18 protein-coding genes are annotated in these 26,108 nt (G+C 69.9%); 8 read left to right on the top strand and 10 right to left on the bottom strand.

Annotation, left to right across the window (positions count from 1 at the left end; translation table 11 throughout):
• Positions 1-238 precede the first annotated feature (238 nt).
• Positions 239-1,969 carry a type I secretion system permease/ATPase gene (locus OZ671_RS23090; RefSeq protein WP_268862903.1) on the top strand — a complete coding sequence of 577 codons (1,731 nt, stop codon included), beginning with the start codon at positions 239-241 and terminating at the stop codon, positions 1,967-1,969.
• The gene (locus tag OZ671_RS23085; protein ID WP_268862902.1) at positions 1,966-3,366 is read left to right on the top strand and encodes an HlyD family type I secretion periplasmic adaptor subunit; all 1,401 of its coding nucleotides are present in this window, start codon (positions 1,966-1,968) and stop codon (positions 3,364-3,366) included. Before OZ671_RS23090 ends, OZ671_RS23085 begins: the two co-directional genes overlap by 4 nt.
• 28 nt (positions 3,367-3,394) lie before the next feature.
• On the opposite strand, the gene OZ671_RS23080 is transcribed toward OZ671_RS23085, so the two are convergent.
• Genes OZ671_RS23080 through OZ671_RS23070 form a run of 3 tightly spaced genes read right to left on the bottom strand, consistent with a single transcriptional unit; the run spans position 3,395 to position 6,544 of the window.
• On the bottom strand, positions 3,395-4,423 hold the full coding sequence (locus tag OZ671_RS23080; protein WP_268862901.1) for an NAD-dependent epimerase/dehydratase family protein: 1,029 nt from the start codon (positions 4,421-4,423) through the stop codon (positions 3,395-3,397).
• The gene (locus OZ671_RS23075; RefSeq protein ID WP_268862900.1) at positions 4,420-5,838 is read right to left on the bottom strand and encodes a UDP-glucose dehydrogenase family protein; all 1,419 of its coding nucleotides are present in this window, start codon (positions 5,836-5,838) and stop codon (positions 4,420-4,422) included. Before OZ671_RS23075 ends, OZ671_RS23080 begins: the two co-directional genes overlap by 4 nt.
• 37 nt (positions 5,839-5,875) lie before the next feature.
• Entirely contained in the window at positions 5,876-6,544 is a 669-nt protein-coding gene (locus OZ671_RS23070) for a helix-turn-helix transcriptional regulator (RefSeq protein WP_268862899.1), read from the bottom strand.
• 696 nt (positions 6,545-7,240) lie between these two features.
• Between OZ671_RS23070 and OZ671_RS23065 the strand changes: the two genes are divergently transcribed.
• The 6 genes from OZ671_RS23065 to OZ671_RS23040 are packed head-to-tail and all read left to right on the top strand — an operon-like array spanning position 7,241 to position 13,416.
• Positions 7,241-7,957, top strand: a complete 717-nt coding sequence (locus OZ671_RS23065; protein ID WP_268862898.1) for a nucleotidyltransferase family protein — start codon at positions 7,241-7,243, stop codon at positions 7,955-7,957.
• A gap of 27 nt (positions 7,958-7,984) precedes the next feature.
• Positions 7,985-9,121, top strand: a complete 1,137-nt coding sequence (locus tag OZ671_RS23060; RefSeq protein ID WP_268862897.1) for a DegT/DnrJ/EryC1/StrS family aminotransferase — start codon at positions 7,985-7,987, stop codon at positions 9,119-9,121.
• A complete protein-coding gene (locus OZ671_RS23055; protein WP_268862896.1) occupies positions 9,118-9,864 on the top strand; it encodes a sugar transferase in 747 nt (248 codons plus the stop codon). Before OZ671_RS23060 ends, OZ671_RS23055 begins: the two co-directional genes overlap by 4 nt.
• Positions 9,861-10,868, top strand: coding sequence for an SDR family NAD(P)-dependent oxidoreductase (locus tag OZ671_RS23050; protein WP_328286398.1), 1,008 nt, complete (start codon positions 9,861-9,863; stop codon positions 10,866-10,868). Before OZ671_RS23055 ends, OZ671_RS23050 begins: the two co-directional genes overlap by 4 nt.
• Positions 10,865-12,154, top strand: a complete 1,290-nt coding sequence (locus OZ671_RS23045; protein ID WP_268862895.1) for a hypothetical protein — start codon at positions 10,865-10,867, stop codon at positions 12,152-12,154. The genes OZ671_RS23050 and OZ671_RS23045 overlap by 4 nt, the downstream gene beginning before the upstream one ends.
• Positions 12,043-13,416, top strand: coding sequence for a polysaccharide biosynthesis/export family protein (locus tag OZ671_RS23040; RefSeq protein WP_268862894.1), 1,374 nt, complete (start codon positions 12,043-12,045; stop codon positions 13,414-13,416). The genes OZ671_RS23045 and OZ671_RS23040 overlap by 112 nt, the downstream gene beginning before the upstream one ends.
• 52 nt (positions 13,417-13,468) lie before the next feature.
• On the opposite strand, the gene OZ671_RS23035 is transcribed toward OZ671_RS23040, so the two are convergent.
• The 7 genes from OZ671_RS23035 to OZ671_RS23005 all read right to left on the bottom strand — a co-directional run bounded on the left by OZ671_RS23035 (position 13,469) and on the right by OZ671_RS23005 (position 26,102).
• A complete protein-coding gene (locus OZ671_RS23035; protein WP_268862893.1) occupies positions 13,469-16,261 on the bottom strand; it encodes a non-ribosomal peptide synthetase in 2,793 nt (930 codons plus the stop codon).
• Positions 16,262-16,369: 108 nt separating this feature from the next.
• Positions 16,370-18,523, bottom strand: coding sequence for a polysaccharide biosynthesis C-terminal domain-containing protein (locus tag OZ671_RS23030; RefSeq protein ID WP_268862892.1), 2,154 nt, complete (start codon positions 18,521-18,523; stop codon positions 16,370-16,372).
• Between the two features lies 1 nt (position 18,524).
• Complete coding sequence (locus OZ671_RS23025; protein WP_268862891.1) at positions 18,525-20,684, bottom strand: GumC family protein; 2,160 nt, start codon at positions 20,682-20,684, stop codon at positions 18,525-18,527.
• 2 nt (positions 20,685-20,686) lie between these two features.
• Positions 20,687-22,678 carry an asparagine synthase (glutamine-hydrolyzing) gene (gene asnB, locus OZ671_RS23020; RefSeq protein WP_268862890.1) on the bottom strand — a complete coding sequence of 664 codons (1,992 nt, stop codon included), beginning with the start codon at positions 22,676-22,678 and terminating at the stop codon, positions 20,687-20,689.
• Positions 22,666-23,961, bottom strand: coding sequence for an O-antigen ligase family protein (locus OZ671_RS23015; RefSeq protein ID WP_268862889.1), 1,296 nt, complete (start codon positions 23,959-23,961; stop codon positions 22,666-22,668). Before OZ671_RS23015 ends, asnB begins: the two co-directional genes overlap by 13 nt.
• The gene (locus OZ671_RS23010) at positions 23,961-25,175 is read right to left on the bottom strand and encodes a glycosyltransferase (protein ID WP_268862888.1); all 1,215 of its coding nucleotides are present in this window, start codon (positions 25,173-25,175) and stop codon (positions 23,961-23,963) included. The genes OZ671_RS23015 and OZ671_RS23010 overlap by 1 nt, the downstream gene beginning before the upstream one ends.
• A gap of 168 nt (positions 25,176-25,343) precedes the next feature.
• Entirely contained in the window at positions 25,344-26,102 is a 759-nt protein-coding gene (locus OZ671_RS23005) for a LuxR C-terminal-related transcriptional regulator (RefSeq protein WP_268862887.1), read from the bottom strand.
• Positions 26,103-26,108: the final 6 nt, after the last annotated feature.

Here is a 26,108-nt window from a genome sequence, read left to right as displayed (position 1 = left end):
ATGAGGATCGTGCAGCGCGCGCGACGCCTGTGCCGTGATCCTCTCGGACTTGCGGGGCGGCGCTTCCGCCGCCGCACGACGGAGCTGGCGGGCTCCGATGCATCGGCTTCGAGGCTCCTTCCCCCACAGCCTCGCTGCGATGTCGAAGCCAGTGCAGCCCGGCCGTCGCGCGGATCGCCGATCCCTGCCGCAGGCCGCTCCGGCCACGTCCCGCCAACCGATTTCGGAAGGGCTGAAAGTGAACGGCAATTCGAACGGCGCCCGCGCGCATGTCGCCGCGGCGCAGGAAGACCCGGTGGCGGCGGCCCTGAAGGCCTGCCGCGGCCCCCTCAAGGCAGCAGCCGTATTCTCCGGCGTCCTCAATGTGCTGATGCTGTCCGGAGCCATCTACATGCTCCAGGTCTATGACCGGGTGCTGGTCAGCCGCTCCATCCAGACGCTGGTCGGATTGACCGCCCTGCTCGCGGGCGTCTTCGTGGTGCTGGCGCTGCTCGACATCATCCGTCAGAGGCTCCTGACCCGCATCGGGCTGTCGGTGGATCGACGCCTGGCCGCGCGCGTGTACCGGCTGGTGCTCGAGATCCCGCTCCAGGCGGGCCGCACGGCCGATCCGCTCCAGCCGAGCCGTGACCTCGACACGGTCCGCGCCTTCGTCTCGGGCCTCGGGCCGACGGCCTTCTTCGACCTGCCCTGGACGCCGCTCTTCGTCCTTCTCTGCTTCGTCCTGCATCCGCTGATCGGCTGGGCTGTGCTGGCGGGCGGCCTCATGCTGTTCGCCATCACCTATTTCACCGAATATGCCGTGCGTGGGCCGAGCCGGGCGCTCTCGCAGGAGATCGGCACGCGCCTCGCCATGACCGAGACGTCGCGACGCAATGCCGAGGCGATCGCGGCCATGGGCATGCAGCAGGCGCTGGTCGGCCGCTATCTGGCGGTCAATGAGCGCTATCTGGCGGCCCATGAGGCGTCGACCGATGCCTCTTCCACCTTCGGCACGATTTCGCGCGTGTTCCGCATGGCGATGCAGTCGGCCATTCTCGGCCTCGGAGCCTATCTGGTGCTGATCGACCAGGCTTCCCCCGGCGTGATGATCGCGGCCTCCATCCTCATGGGCCGCGCGTTGGCGCCCATCGAAACGGCGGTAGCCCATTGGAAAGGCTTCATCGCCATGCGGCAGGCCTGGGACCGGCTGCGCCTCGCGGCACGGGCGATGCCGGAAGCTCCGCCGCGGCAGCGGCTGCCGGCGCCGAAGCGGATGCTGACGCTCGAACAGGCGGTGGTCGCCGCGCCCGGCGGCCAGGCGCCGATCCTCCACGGCGTGTCGCTGTCGCTGATCGCCGGTCAGGCGCTCGGCATTATCGGGCCCTCGGCATCGGGAAAGTCGACCCTGGCACGCGTTCTCGCCGGCGTATGGACGCCGGCGCGCGGCTCCGTCCGGCTGGACGGGTCGGAACTGTCGCAATGGGCGCCCGAGACGCGCGGCGACTTCATCGGCTACCTGCCCCAGGATATCGGCCTGTTCGACGGCACCGTCGCCGAGAACATCGCGCGGTTCCGCCCCGGCGCCCGCCTCGATCAGGTGGTCGCGGCGGCCCGCGTCGCCGGCTGCGACGGGATGATCCGCGCGCTGCCCGAAGGCTACGAGACCCGTATCGGCGAAGGGGGCCTTGCTCTCTCCGGCGGGCAGCGCCAGCGCGTCGCGCTGGCCCGCGCCGTGTTCGGCGACCCTTTCCTGGTGCTGCTCGACGAGCCCAACGCCAATCTGGACACGGACGGTGAGGACGCCGTCACCGAAGCCATCCGCCGCATCCGCGAGCGCAACGGCATCGCCATCGTCATCGCCCACCGGCCGAGCGCGCTCGCGGCGGTCGATACGGTCGCGGTGATGCGCGAGGGCCGGCTGGCCGCCTTCGGACCGCGCGATGCCATCCTCGACCGCGTGCTGTCCACCGAGGGCGAAAGCCGATGACGATCGACGTGCGCGACAAGCTCGCCTTCCTCATGGCGGCCCTGCCGGTCGCGCGCGGCCTTGCGGGCAACGCCGCAAGACGCGCCGGCTCCATGCTGTTCGCGCCCGGCCCCGACCCGGCCATGGACGCGCTGATCCGGAACGGCATGATCATCGTCGCCGGCCTCGTCGGCGGCCTGGGCGTCTGGGCGGCGACCGTGCCGCTGTCGGGCGCGGTGGTGGCCAGCGGCACGGTGGTGGCGGACACCTACGTAAAGACGGTGCAGCATCCGACCGGCGGCGTCATCGGCGAGATACGGGTGCGCGAGACGGCCCATGTGACGGAGGGCGACGTCCTCATGCGGCTCGACGACACCGTGATCCGCGCCAACCTGCAGGTCGTGGTCAAGCAGATCATCGAGGCCGAGGCGCGGATGGCACGGCTGGAGGCCGAGCGCGACGGCCTGCGCGAACTGACCATTCCCAGCACCCTGGAGCCGTGGGTGGGCTTCCCCGACGTCGTGCGCGCCTTCGACAGCGAGAAGATCCTGTTCCGGGCGAGGCTCGAAGCCCGGGAGGGCCAGACCAGGCAGTTCCGCGAACGCATCGACCAGATCCGCGAAGAGATCACCGGCATCGCCGCCCAGGAGCAGGCCCGCCGCAGGCAGGCCGAGCTGATCGACCGCGAGGTGGCCGATATCGGCGACCTGTTCCGCCGCAACCTGGTCCCGCGCACGCGCCTGGTGGAACTGGAACGCGAGCAGGCCCGCCTGAAAGGCGATGTCGGCCAGTTCGTCGCCGAGCGCGCCCGCGCGCAGGCGCGGATCACCGAGACCGAACTGCTCATCCTCCAGATCGGCCAGGATCTGCGTCGGGAAGTCTCCAGCGAGCTGCGCGACGTGCAAGGCAAGCTCGGCGAACTGGTGGAGCGGCGCGTCCAGGCGGAGGACGCCCTGAAGCGGATCGAGATCCGCGCTCCGCAGAGCGGCATCGTCCACCAGCTCGCCCACCATACCGTGGGCGGCGTCATTCCGGCCGGCCAGCAGATCATGCAGATCGTGCCGGGCGACGACGATCTGGTGATCGAAATCCGCGTCCAGCCGCAGGATATCGAAAAGGTGGTGGTCGGACGGGCCGCCCATGTCCGCCTGACGGCCCTGCCCCACGGCACGACGCCCGAGGTGGAGGCCAAGGTTCTGCGGGTGTCCGCCGACGTGGTCCGCGACCCGAATCTCGGCACCGCCTATTACACGGCGCGCGTTGCGCTGCGCGACGGCGAGCTTGCCCGGCTCGGCGACCACCGGCTCGTGCAGGGCATGCCGGCCGAGGTCTATGTGCGCACCGGAGACCGCACCGCCCTCGCCTATCTGATGAAGCCGATCGGCGACCAGCTGAAGCGGGCCTTCCGCGAGAAATAGCCTTTGCACGGCGGAACCGGCCGCGCGCTCAGGACGCCCTGGCGGCATGCGCGCCCGAATAGTCGAGATACCAGTCCACGAAGTGACGCACGCCCTCCGCCACGGGCGTGGCGGGGCGGTAGCCGGTCAGCGCCGCCAGCAGGCGATGATCGGCATGGGTTTCCCTGATGTCGCCGGGCTGCATGGGCAGGAGAATGCGCTCGGCCCGCCTGCCGGTCGCATGTTCGATGGCAGCCACGAAGTCCTGCAGGCCGACCGGCATGCCACCGGCGATGTTCACCGCCCGCCAGGGGGCGACCGGCGACAGGCTGTCAGCCCCGTCTTCGACCATGACCGGCGCGCCCTGCCGCGGCGCCCGGTCGACGAGGCGCACGACCGCCTCGACCAGATCGTCGACATAGGTGAAGTCGCGCCGCATGTCGCCCTGCCCGTAGAGCTCGACGGGCCGGCCGGCCAGCATGGCATCGACGAATTTGAACAGGGCCATGTCGGGCCGCCCCCATGGGCCGTAGACCGTGAAGAAGCGGAAGCAGGTGGTGGGAATACGCCAGAGATGGGCATAGCTGTGCGCCATGGCCTCCATCGCCTTCTTGGTCGCGGCATAGAGTGTGATCGGCCAGTCGACGCGGTCGGTCTCGCGAAACGGGGTTGGACCGCCGCCATAGACGGAACTCGTCGAGGCAAGCAGCAGATGGCGCGGCCGCACGCCCCGCACCACCTCCAGAAGGTTGAACGAACCGACGACATTGTGGCCGATATAGGCATGCGGCGCCTCGATCGAGTAGCGCACGCCCGCCTGCGCGGCGAGGTGGATGACGACTTCCGGCGCGGCAAGGTCGGCCGCCTTCCGGAGGGCCGCCTCGTCCTCCAGCCGGGCGATCACCGGCCGGAAACCGGCAAACTGTTCCAGAAGCGCATGGCGCGCCCGCTTCAGCCGCGGGTCGTAGTAGTCGGTGATGGCGTCGAAGCCGACCACGGCATGGCCATCGGCCAGCAGGCGCCGGGCGAGATGGAAGCCGATGAATCCGGCCGTGCCGGTGACCAGGAAACGTGTCACGCCCGCCTCCGGTCGCGGGCGTGGTCCGGTGCCGCACCATCCACGGCCGCAGGCCCGGTCATGTCCAGACGCCGCGCGCGGCGGAGCCTGACCGCCGGAGGCTGCTCGTGGTCGCCTTGACCGACCCCGACATAGCGGAAGCCGTGGCGAACGACCTCGCGTGCGGAATAGATGTTCCGCAGGTCGATCAGAACCGCCTGGGCCATCGCCTCCTTCAACTGCCGCAGCCCGAGCGCACGGAACTGGTCCCATTCCGTGACGATGGCGAGAGCCGATGCGCCGCGCGCTGCCTCGTAGGGGCTTTCGCAGAACTCGACCTCGGGCAGCAGGACGCGCGCCTGCTCCATGCCCTCGGGGTCGTGGGCACGGACGGTTGCGCCGGCGTCGAGCAGGCCGCGGATGATGGCGAGCGCGGGCGCCTCCCGGATATCGTCGGTATTCGGCTTGAAGGTCAGCCCCAGCACCGCAACCACCTTGCCGCGCACCGATCCGCCGGCCGCGACGATGATCCGGCGCGCCATGGCGCGCTTGCGCTGGTCGTTGACGGCGACAGTCGCCTCGACGAGCCTCAGCGGCGTGTCGTAGTCCTGTGCGGTCTTGACGAGGGCAAGCGTGTCCTTCGGGAAGCACGACCCGCCGAAGCCCGGGCCGGCGTGGAGGAATTTCGGCCCGATGCGGTTGTCCGCGCCGATGCCGCGGGCGACATCCTGCACGTCCGCTCCGACCTTCTCGCACAGGTCCGCGATCTCGTTGATGAAGGTGATCTTCATCGCGAGGAACGCGTTGGCGGCATATTTGATCAGTTCGGCTGCCCTCCGCGAGGCGAACAGCAGCGGAGACGCATTGAGGAAGAGCGGCCGGTAGATCTCAGCCATCATCTCGCGCGCCCGCGCATCGCCGGTGCCGACGACGATCCGATCCGGCCGCTTGAAATCGGCGATGGCCGCGCCTTCCCGCAGGAATTCCGGGTTCGAGGCGACGACAACGTCGGCCGCCGGATTGGTCGCGCGGATGATCCGCTCGACCTCGTCGCTGGTGCCGACCGGAACGGTCGACTTCGTGACCACCACCGTGACGCCGCGCAGCGCCGCGGCGATCTCCCGCGCCGCGGCGAAGACATGCGAGATGTCGGCGAAGCCGTCGCCGCGCCGCGAAGGCGTGCCGACCGCGATGAACACGGCATCCGCCGCCCCGACCGCGGGCGCGAGTGCCGTGGTGAAGGCAAGACGTCCCGCCTCCACGTTTCTTGCCACCAGTTCGGCGAGGCCGGGTTCGTAGATGGGAACCTGGCCGCCGCGCAGGGCCTCGATCCGCGCCGGGTCGCTGTCGACGCAGGTGACCGAATGGCCGAAATCGGCGAAGCAGGCGCCCGATACGAGGCCCACATAACCGCAGCCGATCATCGTGATATGCATGGTGCGTCTCCCTCCCTGACAAGCCGGCGCGCCCCCGTCAGGGCAGCACGGCGACCCGCGTGAGAAGAGAGACGAGCTGCGCCTGACGCCGTGTCTGCGTCTTGGCGAAGATGGCGGCGAGCTGGGAGCGCACGGTCGTGCGGCTGAGATGCCGGCTGCGGGCGATCTCCATCGGCACTTCCCCCTGCGCCAGCAGCATGGCGAGCCGCGTTTCGGCGACGGTCAGTCCGAACATCCGCTGCAGCATGTAGGGATTGGGCTGGAGATGGGCGTCGAGGTCGAGCAGCATGACGACGCAGCGTCCGTCGGGCGGCGGCTCGGACGTCTGGTTGACGAAGAGCGGGGCTTCGTCGCGGCCGGATACGGCGACCCAGGACAGGGCGCCGAGCATCGGCCGCGGGCGCGAGCGATCCATCAAACGGCGGAAGGCGCGCGAAACCTCGTCGAGACTTCGCGTGGCACCGGAAGCGCCGAGCAGCAGCGTGCGGGCCGTCGCATTGGCCTCCGTGACGCGGCGGCCCTCCGACAAGAGGAGATAGCCGCAGCCCAGGCGATCCATCGCGGTCAGCGCCGGATGATCGGCCGCGTCCCGACCGCCTGACGCGCTGACGGCGGACAGGTCGCGGCTCGGCGCCGGGGCACGCCCATCGAGAAACGGCGTGATCGTCCGGTAAGAGTCTTCTGCACGGCAGTTCACAAACGTCATGACACTACTCCCCACGAGAGCGTTCGCACAGCAGCGCAGGCCCCGGTGGCAGGCCAGGCCGCCACCGTGCTGATCACGCCGTCGTTGTATGGTGCTTTCGATTGTTCCCCACGGCCCGCCATTGCGCGGTGCCGGTCATTGCGCCTTCCATGCACTCGGCAGGAGCCCCCGGCAGATCGCAAGATCCGCTCCCCGGCATTCCAGCCAGGATGAAAGCTTAGCAACGCTTCATTAATCTACACGTGCTCGCTGTAGCTATCGGCCGCGCTCCGAAGGATTAGTGGGCTTTCCGAATGCCCCTTTCCCCAAGGGAAACTTCGATTTTCTACATCCAAGGTAGTAGCTCCAGCGGCGCAATCCTTTCGGCGAGCCCGTCACGCCGCGCTCCCCCCTTCGCGCGGGCTCGTGCGCATGGTCTTTCCACGCACGGCTTCCGGGCCGCGCACGCCATGCCGGGATGCGTCGTCGCTTCGGCGCGACAGGAGGGGGCCTGTGCCCGGCGCCCGGTCCGGGCGGCCCCTGTCGGGCAGCCGTCCTTCGAACGTACGAAGACGATCCTTCCGAACGCGACCTAGCATCGATCTCACATCGGGACAGGACGTCCGGCCAGCAAGCCTCGGCGACCATGCCCGCAGTCGGAAATGTCGCGCTGACCGGCCGGTGATGGCCGCCCTTGGCGGAAAAGGGGAGGTTCGCATGAAGGCAGTGATCCAATGTGGCGGCAAGGGCACCAGGCTGCGTCCCTATACGGCGGTACTGCCGAAGCCGCTCATGCCGATCGGTTCGCGGCCGGTGCTCGAGCTGCTGCTGAAATGGCTTCGGCGCAACGGCATCCGCGAGGTGTTCGTCACCACGGGCTATCTCGGCCACCTCATCCGCAGCTTCTGCGGCAATGGCGAGCAGTGGAATCTGAAGATCGTCTATACCGAGGAGATCGAGCCGCTCGGGACGATCGGCCCGCTGACCCTGGTGCGTGAGCACCTGGATGATACGTTCCTGGTGCTGAACGGCGACGTACTGACCGACCTCAACCTCAGCCAGTTCGCCCACTTCCACCGCCGCCAGCCCGGCCCGGTGACCATTGCCACGGCGGTCCGGACCATCAAGATGGACTTCGGCGTCATCGAGGAGGTCGACAACACCGTCGTCGAGTTCCGCGAGAAGCCTTCGCTGCCGCATCTCGTCAGCATGGGGCTCTACTGCATGGACCCCGAAGTGTTCGAGTTCATCCCCGACGGCGTGCCATTCGGCTTCGACGACCTGATGCTCCAGATGCTGGAGAACGGGACGTCGGTGCACGTCTTCAAGCATCACGGCCTTTGGCTCGACATCGGACGGGTGGAGGATTTCCACCGGGCCCAGGACGTCGCATGGGACGACCAGTCCGCCGCCGCCGAGCCGAAGGCTGCCTGACCCCCCTCACCGGCAAGGATCGACGCCATGCTGCTGGTCGGCGAACCCATTCTGGGCGACGAAGAGAAGAATGCGCTGTGCGACGTCATCGACAGCAACTGGCTGACGATGGGGGACAGGGTCCGCGCCTTCGAAGAGGCCTTTGCCCAGGCCCATGGCGCCGAGGACAGCGTCGCGGTGAACTCCTGCACCGCTGCGCTGCACCTGATCCTGCACGCGCTCGGCCTTGGGCCGGGCGACGAGGTGCTGGTTCCCGCGCTCACTTTCGTGGCGACGGCCAACAGCGTGCTTTACGTCGGCGCGACACCCGTCTTCGTCGACATCCAGTCGCCGGACGTGCCGCTGATGTCGCTGGCGGAGGCCGAGGCCCGCTGCACGCCGCGGACCAAGGCCGTCATCCTCGTCCACTTCGCCGGCTACCTGCCCGATCGGGGCGCCTGGCAGGCCCTGGCGCGGCGCCGCAACCTCATGCTCATCGAGGATGCCGCCCACGCCCCGGGCCTGCGCGAGGTCGGCACGTACGGCGTTGCCGCAGCCTTCAGCTTCTACGGCAACAAGAACATGACCACCGGCGAAGGCGGCGCGGTGATCGCCCGCGACGGCGCTCTTCTGGCCCAGATCCGCCAGGCGCGCGGTCACGGGATGACGAGCGGCACGCGCCAGCGGCTCGACGCGCGGACCCCGACCTACGACGTCACCATGATCGGGTTCAACTACAGGCTCGACGAACTGCGGGCTGCGATCGGCCTCGTCCAGCTCCGTCATCTCGCGCACTGGAACGAGGCCCGCCGCGCGCTGACGGCAGAATATCGCCGCCGGCTGGCCGCCCATTGCCCGGACCTGACGGTGCCCTTCTCGCAACCGCGGCCGACCACCTGCCACATCATGCCGGTGCTGCTGCCCGCCGACGCCGACCGTCAAGCGGTGATCGATCATCTGCGCGCCGACGGCATCCAGACGACGATCCACTACTCGCCGGTGCATCGCATGACGCTCTACAGCAGCCTCTGGCCGGACGTCAGCCTGCCGCGGACCGAGGACTTCGCGCGGCGCGAACTCACCCTGCCGCTCCATCCCCGCATGGACGCGCAAGCGGTCGAGACGGTCGCCGCCAGCCTCGGGGCAGCCCTGCGCAACCACGCATCGGCGGAGGCGGTCGCATGAGCACGTCCGACGTCGACCTCGGCCGCCGCCATGCGGCCCGCGATTTCGGCGAAGCGACGAGCCGCTGCTTCGACCTCATGATCGCCGTCACGGCGCTGGTGCTGCTGTCGCCCCTCTTCCTCGCCGCGATGGCGGCGGTCTGGATCGAAGGCGGCAGGCCGCTCTTCTTCGCGCAGATGCGGCTCGGCCGCCGCGGCCGGCCCTTCGTCATGTACAAGTTCCGCAAGTTCGGCGCCGCGAGCGGCACCGGCGGCTGTCCGCTCACCGTGGCGGGAGACAGGCGGCTGACGCGCGTCGGCGCCTTCCTGGCGGCGACCAAGCTCGACGAACTGCCGCAGCTGTGGAACGTGCTGCGGGGCGACATGGCGATCGTCGGCCCGCGGCCGGAATCCATGGCCTTCGCCGACTGCTTCCGCGGCGGCTTCGAACCCGTCCTCGACTTCAAGCCGGGACTGCTCGGGCCGAGCCAGATCCACTTCCGCAACGAATGCCGCTTCTACCCTGCCGACGCCGATCCGACGCGCTTCTACCGCGAGGTGCTGTTCCCCGCCAAGGCCAGGCTCGATCTCGCCTATTTCCCGACCCGGACGCGGGCCTCCGACGTCGCGATGCTCATCCGCGGCGTGCTGGCGGTGCTCGGCTGGACGCCGGGCGGGCAGGCAACCCATGACCAGGCCGCCGCCGCCGATAACCGGCTGCCGGACCTCCTCGGCGCCGCGAACAGGAAGACAGGTGCCCCATGACCTACGACGGCATGAAGATCCTCGTCACCGGCGCGGACGGTTTCATCGGCTCGCATCTGACAGAGGCGCTGGCCAATGCCGGCGCCAGGGTGACTGCGCTGGCACTCTACAATTCCTTCGACAGTCATGGCTGGCTCGACGACCTTCCGGAGCCGACGCGCGGCAGGCTGATGCTCATCCGCGGCGACGTGCGCGACGCGGCCTTCGTCGCCCGCATCGTGCAGGGGCAGCATCTCGTCTTCCATCTGGCGGCGCTGATCGCCATCCCGCATTCCTACGCGGCCGCCCAGTCCTATGTGGAGACCAACGTCCTCGGCACGCTCAACGTCCTGGAAGCCGCGCGGCAATACGGCACCGAGCGGGTGGTTCACACCTCCACCAGCGAGGTCTACGGCACGGCCCAGACCATGCCGATCGCCGAAACCCATCCGCTGCAGGGCCAGTCGCCCTATTCCGCCTCGAAGATCGGCGCCGACATGATGGCCGAGGCCTTTGCCCGGTCGTTCGGACTACCCGTGGTGACGCTGCGGCCGTTCAACACATTCGGTCCGCGGCAGAGCGAGCGGGCGATCATCCCGACCATCATCCGGCAGGCGCTGGACCCGACCTGCGAGGCGATCATGGTGGGCGATACGACGCCTGTGCGCGACCTCACCTATGTGGACGATACGGTGGCCGCGTTCATGGTCGCGGGCAGCGCTCCGGGCATCGAGTTTGGACGGCCGTACAATGCCGGCAGCGGCAAGGCCGTCACGGTGGCCGACCTCATCGAGATCATCCGCGGCCTCACCGGCACGACGAAGCCGGTGCGGCGCGACGAGCTGCGCATGCGCCCCGCCAATTCCGAAGTGCGCGCCTTGCTCGCCGACAGCTCCCGCCTGCAACGGGAGACCGGATGGCGGCCGCGCACCGCCCTCAGCGAGGGCCTGGAAAAGACCATCGCATGGTGGCGCGGCCGCATCGGCGCCGGCCGCGTGCGCCGCCAGAAGGATTTCATCACATGAACCGGCCCGCGCGGGCCGGGCGCCGGCGTCCGCCCGGCTGGGCCGCGGCCGCCGCCACGATCGCGGCCTTTTTCGGATGGACGTCGGCGTTCCCCGATCAGCTCTCCGGCGCGCGGGTGGTGCCGCCGCCAGAGGTGTCATTGCCGGGCTATCGCCAGCCCAGCCGCGATCCGGATTTCGGCACGTCCTTCACGCGCATCACCGAGCCCGGGACGACACTCGGCGCGGGCATCGCCTGCGGGCGCGACATGTGCCGCCATCGCTATTCGAGCGCCCAGGCCTGGAATGCCGACCAGAGCCTGCTTCTCATTCCGATCGGCTGCGGCGGCCTGTGCTTCTTCGACGGACGCACCTATGAGCCGCTGTTCCGCCGCGCCCGGTTCGGCGAATGCGAATGGCATCCGATCCGGCCCGAGGCAATGATCTGCGTAGCCCCTTCCGCGGTGACGATCTGGGAACCGAAGAGCGCGCGCGAGGAGGTGCTCTATCGCGCCGAGGGCTACCGCGACCTCAAATTCGGGCCGAACAAGGGCAATCCCTCGAATGACGGCCGCTGGATCGCCCTGCGCGCGGTCGCCGCCAACGGCCAGGAGGTCGCCTTCGCGCTCGATCTCGTGGAGCGCCGCAAGGGCGCGGACATCCCCCTGCAGGGTCTGCCGGGGCGCACCAACTCCTGCACCATCTCGCCGCTCGGCCTGCACGTGGTCTGCTTCCAGTATCTGGAGGACGGCACGGACCAGGCCTTCGTCTTCACCATCGATGCCCGGCTGGTGCAGCGCTGGCCCGAACACCATCGGCCGGGCCATGGCGACATGACGGTCGATGCCGATGGCAGCGAGGTCTATGTGGGCATCAGCAAGGCCCCGCCGGACCGCTATTTCATCATCAAGCGCCGGCTTGCCGACGGGGCGGTGACCGTGCTCGCGCCCACCGGCGAGGGACAGCATGCCTCGCTGCGCTCGATCCGGCGGCCGGGCTGGGTCTTCGTCACCTATGCGGGCGATCCTGCCGCGGTCGCGCGGCGGACGGGCTGGGCCCCGTTCGCCCGCGAGGTGATCGCGCTGAAGATCGACGGCAGCGGCGAGTTTCGCCGGATCGTCCATACCCACAGCGTCCGGCACGACTATTGGAACGAGGCACAGGCATCCCCCTCGCCCGACGGCACGCGCGTCATATGGGCGAGCAACTGGGATTGGCCCGGCGGCCCCATCCATGCCTTCGTCGCCCAGCTCGACTGGCCGGAACGCGCCGCCGTCCTGGAATCCATCACGGAGCCGCAGAGATGACCCGTATCCGGCATTCGCTTTTGCTTGGCGCCCCGCTATTCTGCGCCTGCCTCGCCGCCTCCCCGGCCGCGTACGCGGACGGGCCGTACCGGCTGGCACCGGGCGATACGGTCGAGATCGGATTAGCGGTGCTCGGCGATCAGCGCCAGCGCGCGATGATTCAGGCCGACGGCACCATCGCCCTGCCCTGGACCGGCCGTGTGATGGTCGGCGGACTGACGGAAGCCGAGTTGCAGACACGGATGGAGATGCTGCTGCCGAACCGGACACTGCGCAGCCGCGCGCCGGACGGGCGCGAGCACATTATCAGCATCCGGCCGGAGGACATCTTCGTCTCGGTGGCCGAGTTCAGGCCGGTCTACGTGACCGGCGATGTGCTGACCCCCGGCCAGCAGGCCTATCGGCCGATGACGACCGTGCGCCAGGTGGTGACGGCCGCCGGCGGCTACAGCCTTTTGCGCTCCCGCGCCACCCAGGCCGGCGCGGACCCGGCCGACCTGCGCCGCGATCACGACACGCTGTGGACGGACTATCTGCGGGAATATTTCCGCACGCTGCGTCTCCGCGCCGAGCTCGCCGACCATGACGAGTTCGATCTCACGCCGCCGCGCGCCTCGCCCCTGCCCCCGTCCGTGGCGGAGACGATCGCAAAAGCCGAACAGGACTCGCTGAAGGTCTCGCAGGCCGAATTCCGGCTCGAGAGCAGCTATCTCGCGCGCGCCGCACGGGAGACGCAGGAACAGGTCGTCGTGCTCGCCCGGCGCGAGCAGGAGGAGGGAAAGGGCGTCGACGCGGACACCGCGGAGCTCGAACGCGTCAACCGGCTCTTCGGCGGCGGCACCCTGGTCAGCCAGCGCGTCACCGACAGCCGCCGCGCGGTCCTGCTGTCCTCCTCGCGCCGCCTCGAAACCACGGTGCAGCTCATGCGCGCGCGCCGCCAGGCGGACGACTACGCGCGCCAGCTCGAGCGGCTCGGCAATCAACGCCAGAACACGCTTCTCCTGCAATTGCGCGATGCAGGCGCACGCCTCGCCGAACTGGCCCTGCGCATCCAGGCGGTCGGCGAGAAGCTCCGGCCGAGCGGCGGCGCGCCCGCCGTGCCGAGCCCGGGCGCGACGCCCTCGATCAGCCTCGTGGTCACGCGCAAGGTAGGCGACCAGTGGCAGCGCCTCACCGTGGCCGAGGATACCGACGTCCTGCCCGGCGACGTGGTGGAAGTCGTCCTGCGCGCGGAGGCGAGCGTCGCGGTCGTTGCGAACTGAATGCCAGGCCCCTTCCGACGCCCCGGCTTCGGCCGCCGTCCGGCTTCCGCCGTCATGAACGGCAGAATTGCAGCGCCGACAGGATGAGAGGCAGGTTGTGCGCCAGGTGCGGCGCCACGACGAGATCGAGATGCCCGCCCGCGATCGGCACGATCTCCAGTTCGCGCAGCAGCCGGCGCCAGCCCAGATCTTCCGTCAGCCCGCGCCGCTCGCAGCGGAACAGCGTGCCGGCGATCGGCAGCGGCGGCTCGAGCGCCCCCGCGCGGCAGGCGCCGCCGATCCAGCGCCCCATGGCGCGCATGCGCAGAATCTCCTCCAGCTCCAGCCGCAGCATGAAGCGGGTCGCGGCCAGCCGGCCCGGCAAGGCGGTCGCCAGAAATCGCGCGAACCGGGCCTCGCCACCCAGCCGCACCGCGGCCTTCGCGGCGGTGCGGCAGAGCAGGCGGTAGGCGGTGACGCGATGGGCCCTGATGCGCTGGAAGGCCCGGGCCGTCGTCTCTCCGAGCCGATGGCGCCGGCCGCCGACATTGGTATCGAGGATGCCGAGGAAGCGGATCTGCCGCCCATCCGCCAGCAGCCGAGCGGCGGCCTCGAAAGCGACGGCGCCCCCGAGCGAATAGCCGAGCAGACGGACATCGCCGCGCGGCTGGGCGGCATTGATCTGCGCGAAGGCCATGTCGGTCATGGCCGCGACCGTCTGCTGGCCGTCGAGGATGGCTTCGAGGCTCGGATAGCGGATCGGCACGACACGGACGACATGGCCCATCTCGTTGCCGAAGGCGGCCATGCTCGGCCCGTAGCCGACCGAACCAGGGAACAGGAACAGGATCGGTCGGCCGTCATCCGCCGCGGCGGCCGCGAACGGCTCGTCCGCCGGGATGGAGGCGGCCGCGACCATCTCCTCGAAGCTCATGTCGACGCGAAAGGCATCCATGTGCAACTCGCGGCCGAGCGCGGTCTCGATGTCGAGCACGCATTGCAGCAGCTTCAGGGAATCGCCGCCGGCCTCGTCCCAGCGGCCGCTCGCCGTCGGCACCCTCAGCGCCGCCTCCCACAGGCGCGCGACAACCGCCTGCTCGCCTTGTGCCGCCGTTCCGAGCGGCAAGGGCGCGACGATGGCTTCGCCGGCGGATCGCCGGTCGCGGTCGAGGTCACGCAGCGCCTGCATGTCCAGCTTGCCGCCGGCTAGCCGCGGTAGATCGGCGAGAACATGCAGGCGCGCCGGGTGCAGCGACGGCGGCAAGGTGCGGCGCGCCATGTCGCGGAGCGCCTTGGTCGGGTCCGCCCGCTCCGGCTTCGGAACGACGAAGGCGACGAGTTCGCCGGCTTCGGTGGGGATCGCGGCCGCGTCGCTCACCAGTTGCGACTGGCGCAATGCCACTTCCAGCTCCGCGGGTTCGACCCGCCGGCCGTTGATCTTGAGCTGACGCCCCTTCCGGCCGACGATCCGTACCAGCCCGTCCGGAGCGACGGTCACCAGATCACCGGTCGGCAGGATGCGGCGGCCCGCATGTGCCCCGTCGGTCGGGAGCGGCACGACCTCGCCATCGGACCAGTGCCCGAGCGCGACATAGTCGCCGCAGATCACCAGCTCGCCGGCTTCGCCCGGCGCAACGCCGCAGCCGTCCTCGCCGAGCACGGCGTATTCGATCCCCGGCAGCAGGTAGCCCGCCGGAACGGCGACCCCGTCGTCCGGCGCGGCCTCGCCTGGGAACCACTGCGAGCCGGTCGTTTCCGTCGATGAATAGCTGACCTGGACCCGGCAGCCGGCCGGCACGACGGCCCGCACCGCGGCGACGTCGTCCCAAAGGATGCGCTCGCCTGCGATGCGGACGATCCGCAGCGAGGCGAAGTCGTCGCCGCCCTGCCGCATGAGAGCGCGCAGGAGTGCCGGCACGATGTAGACGACCGTCACGCCCGCCGACCGAAACCTTCGCCGGACGCCGCGCAGACCCGCGGCCTCGACATCGACGATCGCCAGGGTCGCTCCGGTCGTCAGCGCCGAAAGAACCTCGCGGCAGCCGGCAATCGTCGCGGCGCCGCTCAGGGGCATGAGCACGTCGCTCGGGCCGATATGGCAGGCATCGACATATTGGTGGACGCGCTGCAGCAGGCTTCGCTCGCTGTTGACGATGCCCTTGGGCCGCCCCGTACTGCCCGACGTGTAAAGCACGATTGCGGGCCGCCCGACCGCGGCCATCGTGCCCGGCCCCACCGTGTTGTGCGGCGCGGCCGGCGCCAGCACGCCCGGCGCCAGGGCTTCCGTCACGTCGATCCAGCGGACGTCCGACGCAGCCGACCAGCCGGGCGGCCCGGCGGCACCGATGCCGACGACGACCGGAAGATGCGCATCCGCGATGATGTCGAGGATGCGTTGCGGCGGGTCTCGGGGGTTGAGCGGCACGACCAGCCGGTCACATTCGAGGCCGGCGAGCAGCCCGACGGGAAACCAGGCGGAGTTGCCGAGCAGCAGTCCGACCGCCTCGCCCTGGGCCGTGACCGCCGCCATGCGCCCGGCGAGCCACGCGACCGCTTCGACGAGCTGGCCATAAGACAGCTCGACCACGTCATCCGCGATGGCCGGCTTGTCGGGATAGCGGGTCGCGATCCGCCGCACATGCTGCATCACCGGCACGTCGGCAAAGGACGCGCCGAGCGCCTCGAACGGATGGTCGACGGGGCCGCCGGCATCGAGCGCGCGGAGCGGCGGCTTGGACCAGACGGTCGGAGGCTCGCCGACGGACGGCGCCGGCATCGCACTGCCAGCCAGCGAAAGAGCCTGCTGCATGAAGCCGGCGCGCATCGGGACGGCGCCCGTCGTCCGGCCGCGGTTCACATCGAGCATGGGCAGCTCCGTTCGTCTCTTCCGGTCCTTAAGGGGCGGCCGGGTCGGCGACATCGTCCGATCGAAGGAACCGGCGCTTGCCAGGCCCGCCGGCCGCCTTTGCAAGGCTCAGCCGCCTCCCGCCTCGGCTTGCCGCGCGGCGCGCGCGAGCAGGCGTTCGGACACCACCCAGGCCAGTCCGGGCAGGAGGTGAAGCCGGCGATGGATGCTCACCGCCATGATCGCGTTCCAGATGACGATGACCAGAGTGGTCGCGACAGCCGCGCCGACGGCGCCGAACAGCTCGATGCCGACGAGGCAGCCGACAACGTTCAGGGCGGCGCTGACGCCCATCGCGACGGCCGCCATCCGTTCCTGGCCGGTCATGGTCATCAGATGCTGCTGCGGCCCCATGGCGGCGGCGATCAGCTGGCCGAGGACGAGCAGCCGCGCGATCGGCGCGCCCTGCGCGAAGTCGTCGCCGAAGAAGCGCAGGACCGGCCCCATGAAGACGAGCAGCGGCGCTGCGAGCAGTCCCGATACCGCGAAGGACAGGAGTGCCGCGCGCGCGAAGAGCCGCTGCAGCCCGGCATGGTCGTCGCGGGCGTGAAGATCGGCCGCGGCGGGCGCGAACATGCTGCCGACCGCGACGCGCGGCAGCAGGATCAGCGTCGCGATGCTGAAGCCGAGCGCGAAGATGCCGGCCTCGCGGATATGTTCCAGCCAGCCGAGCAGGATGACGCCCGTGCGCACCATGAGCATGTCCAGAAGCGACAGCACGGTCATCGGCAGGAGCGTGACGCACCACTGCGCGATGCTGAAGGCGGGACGCATCCCCCTCAGGCGGGCCGGCAATATCCGCAGCACGAGCCCGAAGGCGAGAGCAGCGGTGAACATCGAGCTAACGAGCAGCGCGGTCAGCACGCCGGAGGCATCCACTGGCTGGATGGCGAAGGCGGCCATCACCGCGACCAGCGCGGAGAGCAGCGCATCGCGGACGATCCGCTCCGGCAGCAAGGCCGTCACCACGCCGCCGAAGGCGCGGACCAGCGCGGCGCAGATCAGGTACATGGTCATGGCGGGGATGGTCGCCATGCCGATGAGCAGACCGACCTCGTTCGCATCGGGCAGATGATCGGCAACCGCGACGATGACAATGGTGCCGATGCCCGCAAGGATCAGCGAGGCCACGGTGGAAATGCCGATGGCGAACAGAACGACGCCGCGCACGAGCGCCCATTCGTCGCGCGCCGCATGGACCGGCACGAAGCGCAGCACCGCAACGTGGAAGCCGAGCGTCGCGATGTAGGACAGAAACGAGGTCCAGGCGAGCACGTAGGAGAACAGGCCGAAGCCGTCGGTGCCGATGAGCCGGGCGATCTGAAGCTGGACAAGACTGGTCAGCACGGCGCCGCCGACATAGAGCGCGAAGGCCTGCGCGCTGGTGCTGACCATGCGCCTTCCGAGCTCGGCCTGTTGTTGCGCATCCTGGCGCTGCCCGTCCTGCTCGACCTGCCCGGCATGCGATACGACGCCGCTCGCGGCTTCCGCGCCCGGGCCGATGCGCCTTGCGACTTCGCTCTCGATCCTGTCCACGGCCGCGCCCAGCGAGGCGCCGTCGAGCGATCGCACCTGGATGATGGAACCACCACGGCTCTCCAGAAGACTTTGAACGCGATCCGCTATCGGGCCGGTGGCCAGGTTGGTGTCGAGCTCGGCATCGAAGAACTGTTCCATCCGCGGCTCGCGCATCGAACGCTCGCGCAGGCGGCGCTCCAGCAGTTCGCGCGGCGCATCGAGGCGGATGACGAGGTCCGCGTGCGGGGTGGCCTCGAGGGCGCCGGCCAGCGCATGGTCGTCGGCGGCGCGCGCGAATGCGGCCAGCGAACATACCGCCTGCAAGTAGGCCTGGTCGAAGATCACGACCCGGCTCGATTGCGCGTTCCGCTTCCAGCAGCACGACAGGCGCAGGATATATTGCCAGAAGCGCAGCATCCAGACGGGGTTTCTCGGCGGCAGTGTCCTGATCAGCGCCGTGCTCAGCCGCAGCTCCTGCCGATGCTTGCGCGGCTTGAACACGGTCGCGAGCGTCCGCAGGAATGCGCGGCCGAGCCGGGCGAGCGCAGCGAGGCTGCCGCCGAGGCCGGCCGAGCGCCCGGCGCCACCTTGCCGGTGGCAGAGGACCACGGATGTCGGATGCCCCTGGCTCTGTAGGCGCTGGCAGAGTGCCTGAGCCAGAGTCGTCTTGCCGGAACCGGGCGGGCCGAACAGCTCGATGATCATGTCACTCTCCGACGCCGGCACCCGTCAATGCGACGGCACTCTGCGATGTGGGGGCTCGCGCCTCCGACAGGATCGAGGCGATCCGCGGGCTGCCGGACGCTTCTGCGCCCGACGCACGAACGAGGAACTGCACCGCGTCGCGGGCGGCGGCGCGCCCGGTCACGCCGGCGCGGACGAGGAACAGGATCCAGTCGGCGTCCATGGCCGCAAGCCCGACCTCCGGCCGTTCGCCGACGCTGTCGTCATCGACGATGATGATGTCGTAGGCGCTGCGGAAGCGGTCGCTCCACCGCCCGCCCGTCTCGGCCGCGTCCAGGCCAGGCGCGCTGTCCAGCAGCGCCGCCGGCGCGAAGTCGATCTGCAGGTCGCCGATGCGCTCGGCGGCCGCCGGACGCGCGGCGGCGGCGACATTCGGGGCGTCCGCGCGGGGGGCCGCTCGCGGCGCGTCCTCCAGCCAGGCGGGATGCCGGCTCCGGCTGACCAGCAGGACCTTCAGGCCGAGGCGCGCCGCGACGACCGCAAGACTCCAGGCGAGCGCGGTCTTGCCCTCGTCCGGTCCCGTCGATGTCAGCAGCAGCACCTGCGGCCCGTGCCGGATCGCGCTCGTCGGCATCAGCGAAACGAGCAGCGAGCGCACGATCCGCGCATAGCCGGATTGCGGCTCCTCGCGCGACAGCAGCGCCGCCCGATGGGCCTCGAGGCGCGGCACGGTGCCGAGGCAAGGCAGCGCGAGAACCTCGACGGCATCGTCCTTGTCGCGGATCGTGCGCTCGGCGAGGCCGAGACCGAAGGCGAAGAGGATGCCGAGGATCGTCGAGGCGACGACCATCGGAGGAAGCAGAAAGGCAGGGTGCAGCGAACTCGGCCGCTCCGGCGGCCAGGCGGCCGCGAGAAGCCGGGCATCGGGCCTGATGAGCTGTACCTGCTCGTCGACCTCCTGCTGGCGGCGCAGAAGCCCGTCATAGAATTGGCCGAGCGCCAGCGCCTGTCGCTCGAGCGCGCGCAGCCCGGACAGCCCGTCGGCGGTAGAATTGGCGGCGGCGCGCAGGGGCGCGAGCCGCTGCTCGATCGACCGGGCCTGCTCGCTATAGACCTGGGCTTCGCTTTCCAGCCGGCGAAGGCCGCGGGCGAGCTCCTCCTGGACGGCGGGCCGCGTCATGGCGTCGCCGGCATCGCGCCGCACGAGTTCGAGCAGGAGCGGCGAGCCGAGCAGGCGCGCCATCTCCATCTCGCTGCCCGGGCGCTCGCCGAGCAGCCTGGCACGCGCCAGGCGATCGGTGGCCGACTGCATCTCCGACCGCGCGAGCGCGAGCTGCCGCGACAGCTGGGCGATCTGGACCGCCGTCTCATCGGCTGGCGCGGCGCTGGCCGCTGCGTGGGAGAGACGGTAGGCTTCGAGTTCCCGCTCGGCACGCGCAACCTCGAGGCGCGCTTCCGGTATGCGCTTGCCGAGCCAGACCATCAGGCGGCGCGCCTCGACGCGCCGGCGCAGCGCGAGGTCGTCCAGATAGACCTGCACGACCATGTTGGCGACCGTGGCGGCAGCCTGCGGATCGGCCGATGAATAGCTGACGGTGATGACGCGCGAGCGGCGCTCCTGGTCGACCTTGATGCGCCGCTTCAGATCCAGGGCGAGCGCGTGCGTGGCTGCGGCCGACGACGTGTCGGCCGCCGGGCTCGGGGCCACGAGGCCCAGCCGTTGCAGGATGACGCTGGCGGCGCGGCGGATCCGCGAGAGCCGCGAGGGCGGCTCCACATGGCCTTCCGGCTGGTTCGCCAGCAACGCCGACGCGACCGCGAGCAGATGCGCGTCAGACGCGAGAATCGTCACATGGGTCTCGATCGCCGACTCCTCGGTCGGCTGGGTCGCGGGCGCCGGAGCGGGACCGTCGTTGCCCCGCTGATCCACGATGATCTGGGCTGATGCGGTATATTTCGGCTGCACGACGAGCGCCGTGACCAGTGCGACCATCGCGCCGGCAGCGGTCATCGCCGCAATCAGCCGCCAGCGCCGCAGGATCGTGCGCAGGCTGCGCCCGAGCGCCTGTTGGGGACGTTCGCCGGGGGCCCCGGGAAAGCCGGGGTCGCCATCGTAGGGCCCTGCACCTGTCGCGCGGACGGCGTGAAGGAGCCGTGCCTCGTGGTCGAGAAGCGCCCTCATGGTCAACTCCACTGCTGAGCGGTTTCAAGGTCGGAAACGGAGACCGCGGCGGCCTCCCGCGCATGTTCGTCGAACCAGGCCTGCAGCATCAGAACGGCCCAGAGGATGCGGGAATGGTCGCCTCGCCCCTCGATATGGCCGGACCAGCACCGGCGCACGACAGCCGCGTCGAGCAGGTCGTGCCGCGCAAGCATGGCCGGCGTCAGAAGGTCCTCGGCCCAGTGACGCAGCGGACCGCGCAGCCATGCCCCGACCGGCACGTCGAAACCGCGCTTCGGCCCCTCGAACAGGGCGCGCGGCACATAGCGCGCGAGCGCCTCGCGAAGGATCCACTTGCCCCGCCGGCCGCGCACCTTGACGCGGTTCGGAAGACGCCAGGCGAACTCGACGACCCGGTGATCGAGCAACGGGCTCCGTCCCTCGAGGCCCACGGCCATGGTCGCGCGGTCGAGCTTGACGAGGATATCGTCGGGCAGGTAGCCGGCCATGTCGCGAAAAATCATGCGCGAAAGGAGGTCGCCGGGATGGGCCGGTACCGGCTCGGCTCGATCCTGGCCCCGCCCGGGAGACATGTCGGACAGGCGTGTCAGCCGCTCGTAGAGCCCGTCTTCGCCGCCTTCCATCAAGCGGCCGAGCCGGACGAGGCTGTCGCCTTCCAGCATCCGCCGGACGCGGCCCGGCAACGGCAGCGCGGCGGCGATGCGCCGCGAACCGCGACCCGACAGGCCAAGGACGATCGCCATGGCCGCGGACCGCAGCGGTGCGGGGGCAGCGATCAGGCCGGCGAGACGCGACACGACGAAGTGGCGGTGATAGCCCCCGAAACATTCGTCGCCGCCGTCGCCGGTGAGCGCGACCGTCACGTCACGACGCGCCAGCCGCGAGACCAGCAGGGTCGGAATCTGCGACTCGTCCGCGAAGGGCTCGTCCCAGATGCGCGGCAGCGCCGGAATGGTCCGCATCGCCTCCTCGGGCGAGAGGGCGAACTGGGTATGGTCGGTGCCGAGGTGACGCGCGACCCGCGACGCGCCGGCCGACTCGTCATAGCCGTTTTCGTCGAAGGCTATCGTGAACGTCCGCACCGGCCGCGCGGACTGCGCCTGCATCAGCGCGACGACGGCGGTGCTGTCGATCCCGCCGGACAGGAAAGCTCCAAGCGGCACATCGGCGACCATCCGCTCGCCGACCACCGTCCGCAGGAGGCCGTCCAGCGCCAGGACGAGTTCGTCGTCGCCTGCCGCGAACAGGTCGGCACGGCCGCGCTCGGCGGCCTCTGCGAGCGACCACCACGGACGGCAGGAGGCCGAAAAGGTTGCGGCGTCGGCGCCACAGACCAGCCCGCGGACGTCCAGCGACAGGCTCGATCCCGGCGGCAGCTTGAAGACCTGCTCGTAGATGCAGGCATGTCCGCCGACGACGCCGCGGGCGAGAAAGCCCGCCACCGCCTCGCGATCGATCCGCGCCGCGAAGCCTGGAACCGCCCGCAGCGCCTTGATCTCCGATGCGAAGGCCACGGCGCCCGGCAGGCAGGCGACATGCAGAGGCTTCTTGCCCATCCGGTCGCGGGCGAGATGGAGCACCCGCGCGCGCCGGTCCCAGAGGGCGAAGGCGAACATGCCGCAGAAACGCCGCAGGGCCGGTTGCAGCCCCCAGGCCTGGACGGCACGGATCAGCACTTCCGTGTCGCTGGAGCTGCGGAACCGGTGTCCGGCCGCCTCCAGCTCGCGGCGCAGTTCGGGGAAGTTGTAGATCTCGCCGTTGAAGGTGACGACGAGCTGGCCGTCCTCCGAATGCATGGGCTGCCGGCCGCCTTCCGACAGGTCGACGATGGCGAGCCGCCGATGGCCGAGCGCGATGCCGGCCTCGCGGTCGATCCATGTCCCCTCGCCGTCCGGACCGCGATGAGCGATCGCCGAGAGCATCGGCCCGATCACATCGAGATGCAGGTCCGGCGCGGCGGCGGGTGCCCGGAAGATGCCCGCTATGCCGCACATGGCCGCCTCCCCCGCTGGGGTCCGGCGCGCAGCGCCGCGCGCCGGCGCGTCGCGACAGCGGGCAGGCGCGCGCATCCCTCGGCCAGGCACAGCACCAGCCCGAACCAGACGATCGGATGGCGCAGGATGAAATGGCTGACGCCGAAGATCATGATGGCGCCGACGAGAGCCGCGAGCACATCCAGCCTGGCGCGGAACATCAGCAGCATGGTGCTGATGTTGAGCCAGAGGAAAGCGCCCACCGCGACGATGCCGCCCTGCAGGAACAGATCGAGGATCGTGCTGTGCGCTTCGAAGGGACGCGGCAGCGACGACGAGCCAGGGATGTTCGGCCGGTCCAGATGCGGCCCCGGCCCGAAACCGAAGGATGCCGATTCCAACCCCTTGCGGACGGCGCTGCGCCAGAGATCGAGGCGCAGATTGGCGGTACGGATCGTCGCTTCGCCGCCCTGATCCTTGGCGAGGCTGAGCGCAAGCGCGCTCGCATCGGACCGGTCGGCCCAGAGGTAGGGCATGATGCTGGCCAGGCCCAGCGGGACGACGAGCAGCAGCGCCACCGTGGCGGTGCGGCGGCCGCTCGCCAGCGGGTCGGCCAGCCAGGCTCTCAGTCGCAGCACGGCCAGCAGGCCGAAGAGGCCGAGCATGGTCAACAGGAAGGTGTCGCTCTTCGTCAGTCGGCCGACGACGAGCGGAAGGACGGCGCCGGTCCATCCGGCGATGCGCGCGGCGCGGCTCCCGGCGGTCATGCCGAGATGGACCGCGACGGCGGCGAAAACGGCGCAGTAGAGCGCCAGCTGGTTCGGGTTCTCCGACCAGCCGCGGAACCGGTTCCAGTACCAGGGGTCGATCCCGCCGGCGGAGACCAGATGCCAGCCGAGCGCCAGCTGGAACGCGAGGCCGAGATTGGCGAGGCCGGCGAGGAACCATGCCGCGCGGCGCATGCGGGCCGCGTGGTCGGCCTGGGCGAGAGCAAGGCAGCAGATCGACGCCATGAGCACATAGGCCATGGTGTCGTGGCTCATGCCGAGCTGCTCCACCACCGGATCGAACAGAATGCCGAGGAACGCGCCGAAGCCGAGAGCAAACGCGAGAACGATCCAGAATGCAGCCATTCGGAGGAATGCCGGTCCCGGCGTTGCGCGGCGGGTCGCGGCCATGTCCGCTGCGGAAAGAACGAGCCAGAGGACGAGCAGGATTTCGCCGGCGCCGACCGGCAGGCCGGGCAGGCGCAGGGTCGAGGCTGCCGCGAGAACCGTTCCGGCGGCGAGAATGGCATCGCGCATCACGGCCATTCTCCATCGGCGCGGGGCACGACCGTGAGGCCGCGGGCGGGCAGGATCGGGCGGGCCGGAACGGGCGGCGCACAAAGCACATGCCGGTAGATGTCGCGATAGCGGTCGGCGACGCCGTCGAGCGTAAAGTCGCGCGCCACCAGTGCGACGGAACGACGGCCCATGGCCCGTGCCTGGTCGGGGGCGTCGAGCAGCCTGAGAATGTTCCGTGCCAGGGCCGGAGCATCGCCCGGCTCGGCCAGGTAGCCGTTCCAGCCGTCGGCGACGACATCGGTGCAACCGGGCATCCGCGTCGCCACCATGGGCAGGCCCGCAAGGCCCGCCTCCAGCAGCGCCCGCGGCACGCCTTCGCGATATTGCGTCGGCAGGACGAAGACATCGGCCAGTGCCAGCAGCGCCGGCACGTCGCGCCGGTGGCCGAGCGCGATGACGTGGGGCGACGCCGCCTCGATCTCCGCCGCGCCGATGGCGAAGGGACCCTCGCTCTCGCGCGGACCGACGAGCAGGAACCTCGTATCCGCGCGGCTGCGCGCGACGATGCCGGCCGCCGCCAGCAACGTCCCGATTCCCTTCTGACGGGTCAGGCGGCTCACCGTCACCACGATCTTGGCACCGTCGAGGCCGAGCTGCCGCCGCAGGGCGCGCGGATCGCCGCTCCGCGCAAGAGCCGCCCGGAAGGCGGCCACGTCGATGCCTGAGCTGCGGACGAGATGCGCCGCATCCCGGTGGACGAGGCCATGCCGCTCGAAATAGGTCTTGTCGTCGGCGTTCTGGAAAATGGTGGCGGCCGTCCAGCGCGCGGTCGACCGCTGGAGCAGGCGGTAGAGCGGCCGGATCAGCCGCGCGCGCAGGCCCCCGCCCGGCGAAAACGTCCAGCCCATGCCATTGATGGTCCGGACCACCGGTACCGCGCCGCGCACGGCCAGGGGCGCCAGAAGATTCGGCTTGGTGTCGAAGGTCTGGATCAGGTCCGGCCGGCAATCGGCGGCCAGCCTGGCGATCCGCGCGATCGCACCGAGATCGCCACCGCGGCGGTCGAAGCGATCGAAATGCCAGGACAGATGTGGCAGACCGCCGGCCCGGAATGGCTCCGCTTCACCGCTGGAGGCTGCCGTGACGCGAAAGCCCCGGTCCCGCAAGGCCAGCAGGAAAGGGATGCGCAGGGCATGGTCCTCTCCGCCGAGGCACAGGACATGCGAGTCCATTGCGGCGCCTCCGTCCCTCCCCGGAAGCCCTCTTCGGCCCATGCGGGGAACCACTGGAATGTCCTGCTGGAAAACTAGGAAGCGCAGCAAAGGGCGTCGTCATGCGATCGGATGAGAAGCCGCGCCCATCGAGGAGAGGAGCATCGAAACGCTCCGCACCGACCACCTTCAATGGCCGTTGGGCTTGCCGGACCTGTGGCAGCTGCAGCCGTTCTCTTCCGGCGTCAGGGCGTCCTCGGCCTCGGACGCCGCGAACTGCGCGGGCGACAGATGTCCCAGTGCCCAGATCGCCGCCTGGGTTCGGTTCTGCACGCCGGTCTTGCGCAGGATCGCCTTCACGTGAACTTTGACCGTCGCTTCCATGATGTCCAAGGTCCGCGCGATCGTCTTGTTGGATTGGCCCTCGATGAGGCCGCGCAGAATTTGTGTCTCGCGTTCGGACAGGATCGAGCCGGCCTGGCTGAACGACTGCTCTTCGGGCGCTTTCAGAAGCAGCGGGGCCGCCGCGCCACGGGAACTGCCGAGCCGGGCCAGGACGGACGAGGGAAATATTCCCTCGCCCAGCACGACGAGCTCGAGCGCCTTGATGAGGGCCTGCGAGCTGATGGACTTGCTCAGATAGCCGTTCACCGACAGGCGGAGCGCTTCCACGAGCGGCTCCAGTTCGTAGTGGTCGGCGAGGATCACGATGCGGGCGTCCGGAAACCTGCTCCGAAGAGTTTCGATCTCCGCCGCCGGCGAGCCGTCCTCGTCGCTGACACCGAGAACGATCAGAATGCCGCCCTGCCCCGCAGTGATTGCGGTCTTCAACTCACCAGGCGCAGCGGCGGTCGCGACCACGCGGAACATCGTACCTGACAGAATCCTCTCGAGCCCTTCGCGGACGAGTCGGCTTTTTTCGATGAGAACGATGGGCACGCCACGCATGAGAGT

Source organism: Phreatobacter sp. AB_2022a, from assembly GCF_026847585.1.
GTDB lineage: Bacteria > Pseudomonadota > Alphaproteobacteria > Rhizobiales > Phreatobacteraceae > Phreatobacter.
Note: the sequence above shows the minus strand (reverse complement) of the source record. Positions and strands in the feature narration are given on the sequence as shown.

Bases quoted from the DNA above. Each gene is read 5' to 3' on its own strand.
- OZ671_RS23085 (WP_268862902.1), top strand. From the start codon at position 1,966: ATGACGATCGACGTGCGCGACAAGCTCGCCTTCCTCATGGCGGCCCTG.
- OZ671_RS23075 (WP_268862900.1), bottom strand. From the start codon at position 5,838: ATGCATATCACGATGATCGGCTGCGGTTATGTGGGCCTCGTATCGGGC.
- OZ671_RS23070 (WP_268862899.1), bottom strand. From the start codon at position 6,544: ATGACGTTTGTGAACTGCCGTGCAGAAGACTCTTACCGGACGATCACG.
- OZ671_RS23065 (WP_268862898.1), top strand. From the start codon at position 7,241: ATGAAGGCAGTGATCCAATGTGGCGGCAAGGGCACCAGGCTGCGTCCC.
- OZ671_RS23060 (WP_268862897.1), top strand. From the start codon at position 7,985: ATGCTGCTGGTCGGCGAACCCATTCTGGGCGACGAAGAGAAGAATGCG.
- OZ671_RS23055 (WP_268862896.1), top strand. From the start codon at position 9,118: ATGAGCACGTCCGACGTCGACCTCGGCCGCCGCCATGCGGCCCGCGAT.
- OZ671_RS23050 (WP_328286398.1), top strand. From the start codon at position 9,861: ATGACCTACGACGGCATGAAGATCCTCGTCACCGGCGCGGACGGTTTC.
- OZ671_RS23045 (WP_268862895.1), top strand. From the start codon at position 10,865: ATGAACCGGCCCGCGCGGGCCGGGCGCCGGCGTCCGCCCGGCTGGGCC.
- OZ671_RS23040 (WP_268862894.1), top strand. From the start codon at position 12,043: ATGGGCGAGCAACTGGGATTGGCCCGGCGGCCCCATCCATGCCTTCGT.
- OZ671_RS23035 (WP_268862893.1), bottom strand. From the start codon at position 16,261: ATGCTCGATGTGAACCGCGGCCGGACGACGGGCGCCGTCCCGATGCGC.
- OZ671_RS23030 (WP_268862892.1), bottom strand. From the start codon at position 18,523: ATGATCATCGAGCTGTTCGGCCCGCCCGGTTCCGGCAAGACGACTCTG.
- OZ671_RS23025 (WP_268862891.1), bottom strand. From the start codon at position 20,684: ATGAGGGCGCTTCTCGACCACGAGGCACGGCTCCTTCACGCCGTCCGC.
- asnB (WP_268862890.1), bottom strand. From the start codon at position 22,678: ATGTGCGGCATAGCGGGCATCTTCCGGGCACCCGCCGCCGCGCCGGAC.
- OZ671_RS23015 (WP_268862889.1), bottom strand. From the start codon at position 23,961: ATGCGCGATGCCATTCTCGCCGCCGGAACGGTTCTCGCGGCAGCCTCG.
- OZ671_RS23010 (WP_268862888.1), bottom strand. From the start codon at position 25,175: ATGGACTCGCATGTCCTGTGCCTCGGCGGAGAGGACCATGCCCTGCGC.
- OZ671_RS23005 (WP_268862887.1), bottom strand. From the start codon at position 26,102: ATGCGTGGCGTGCCCATCGTTCTCATCGAAAAAAGCCGACTCGTCCGC.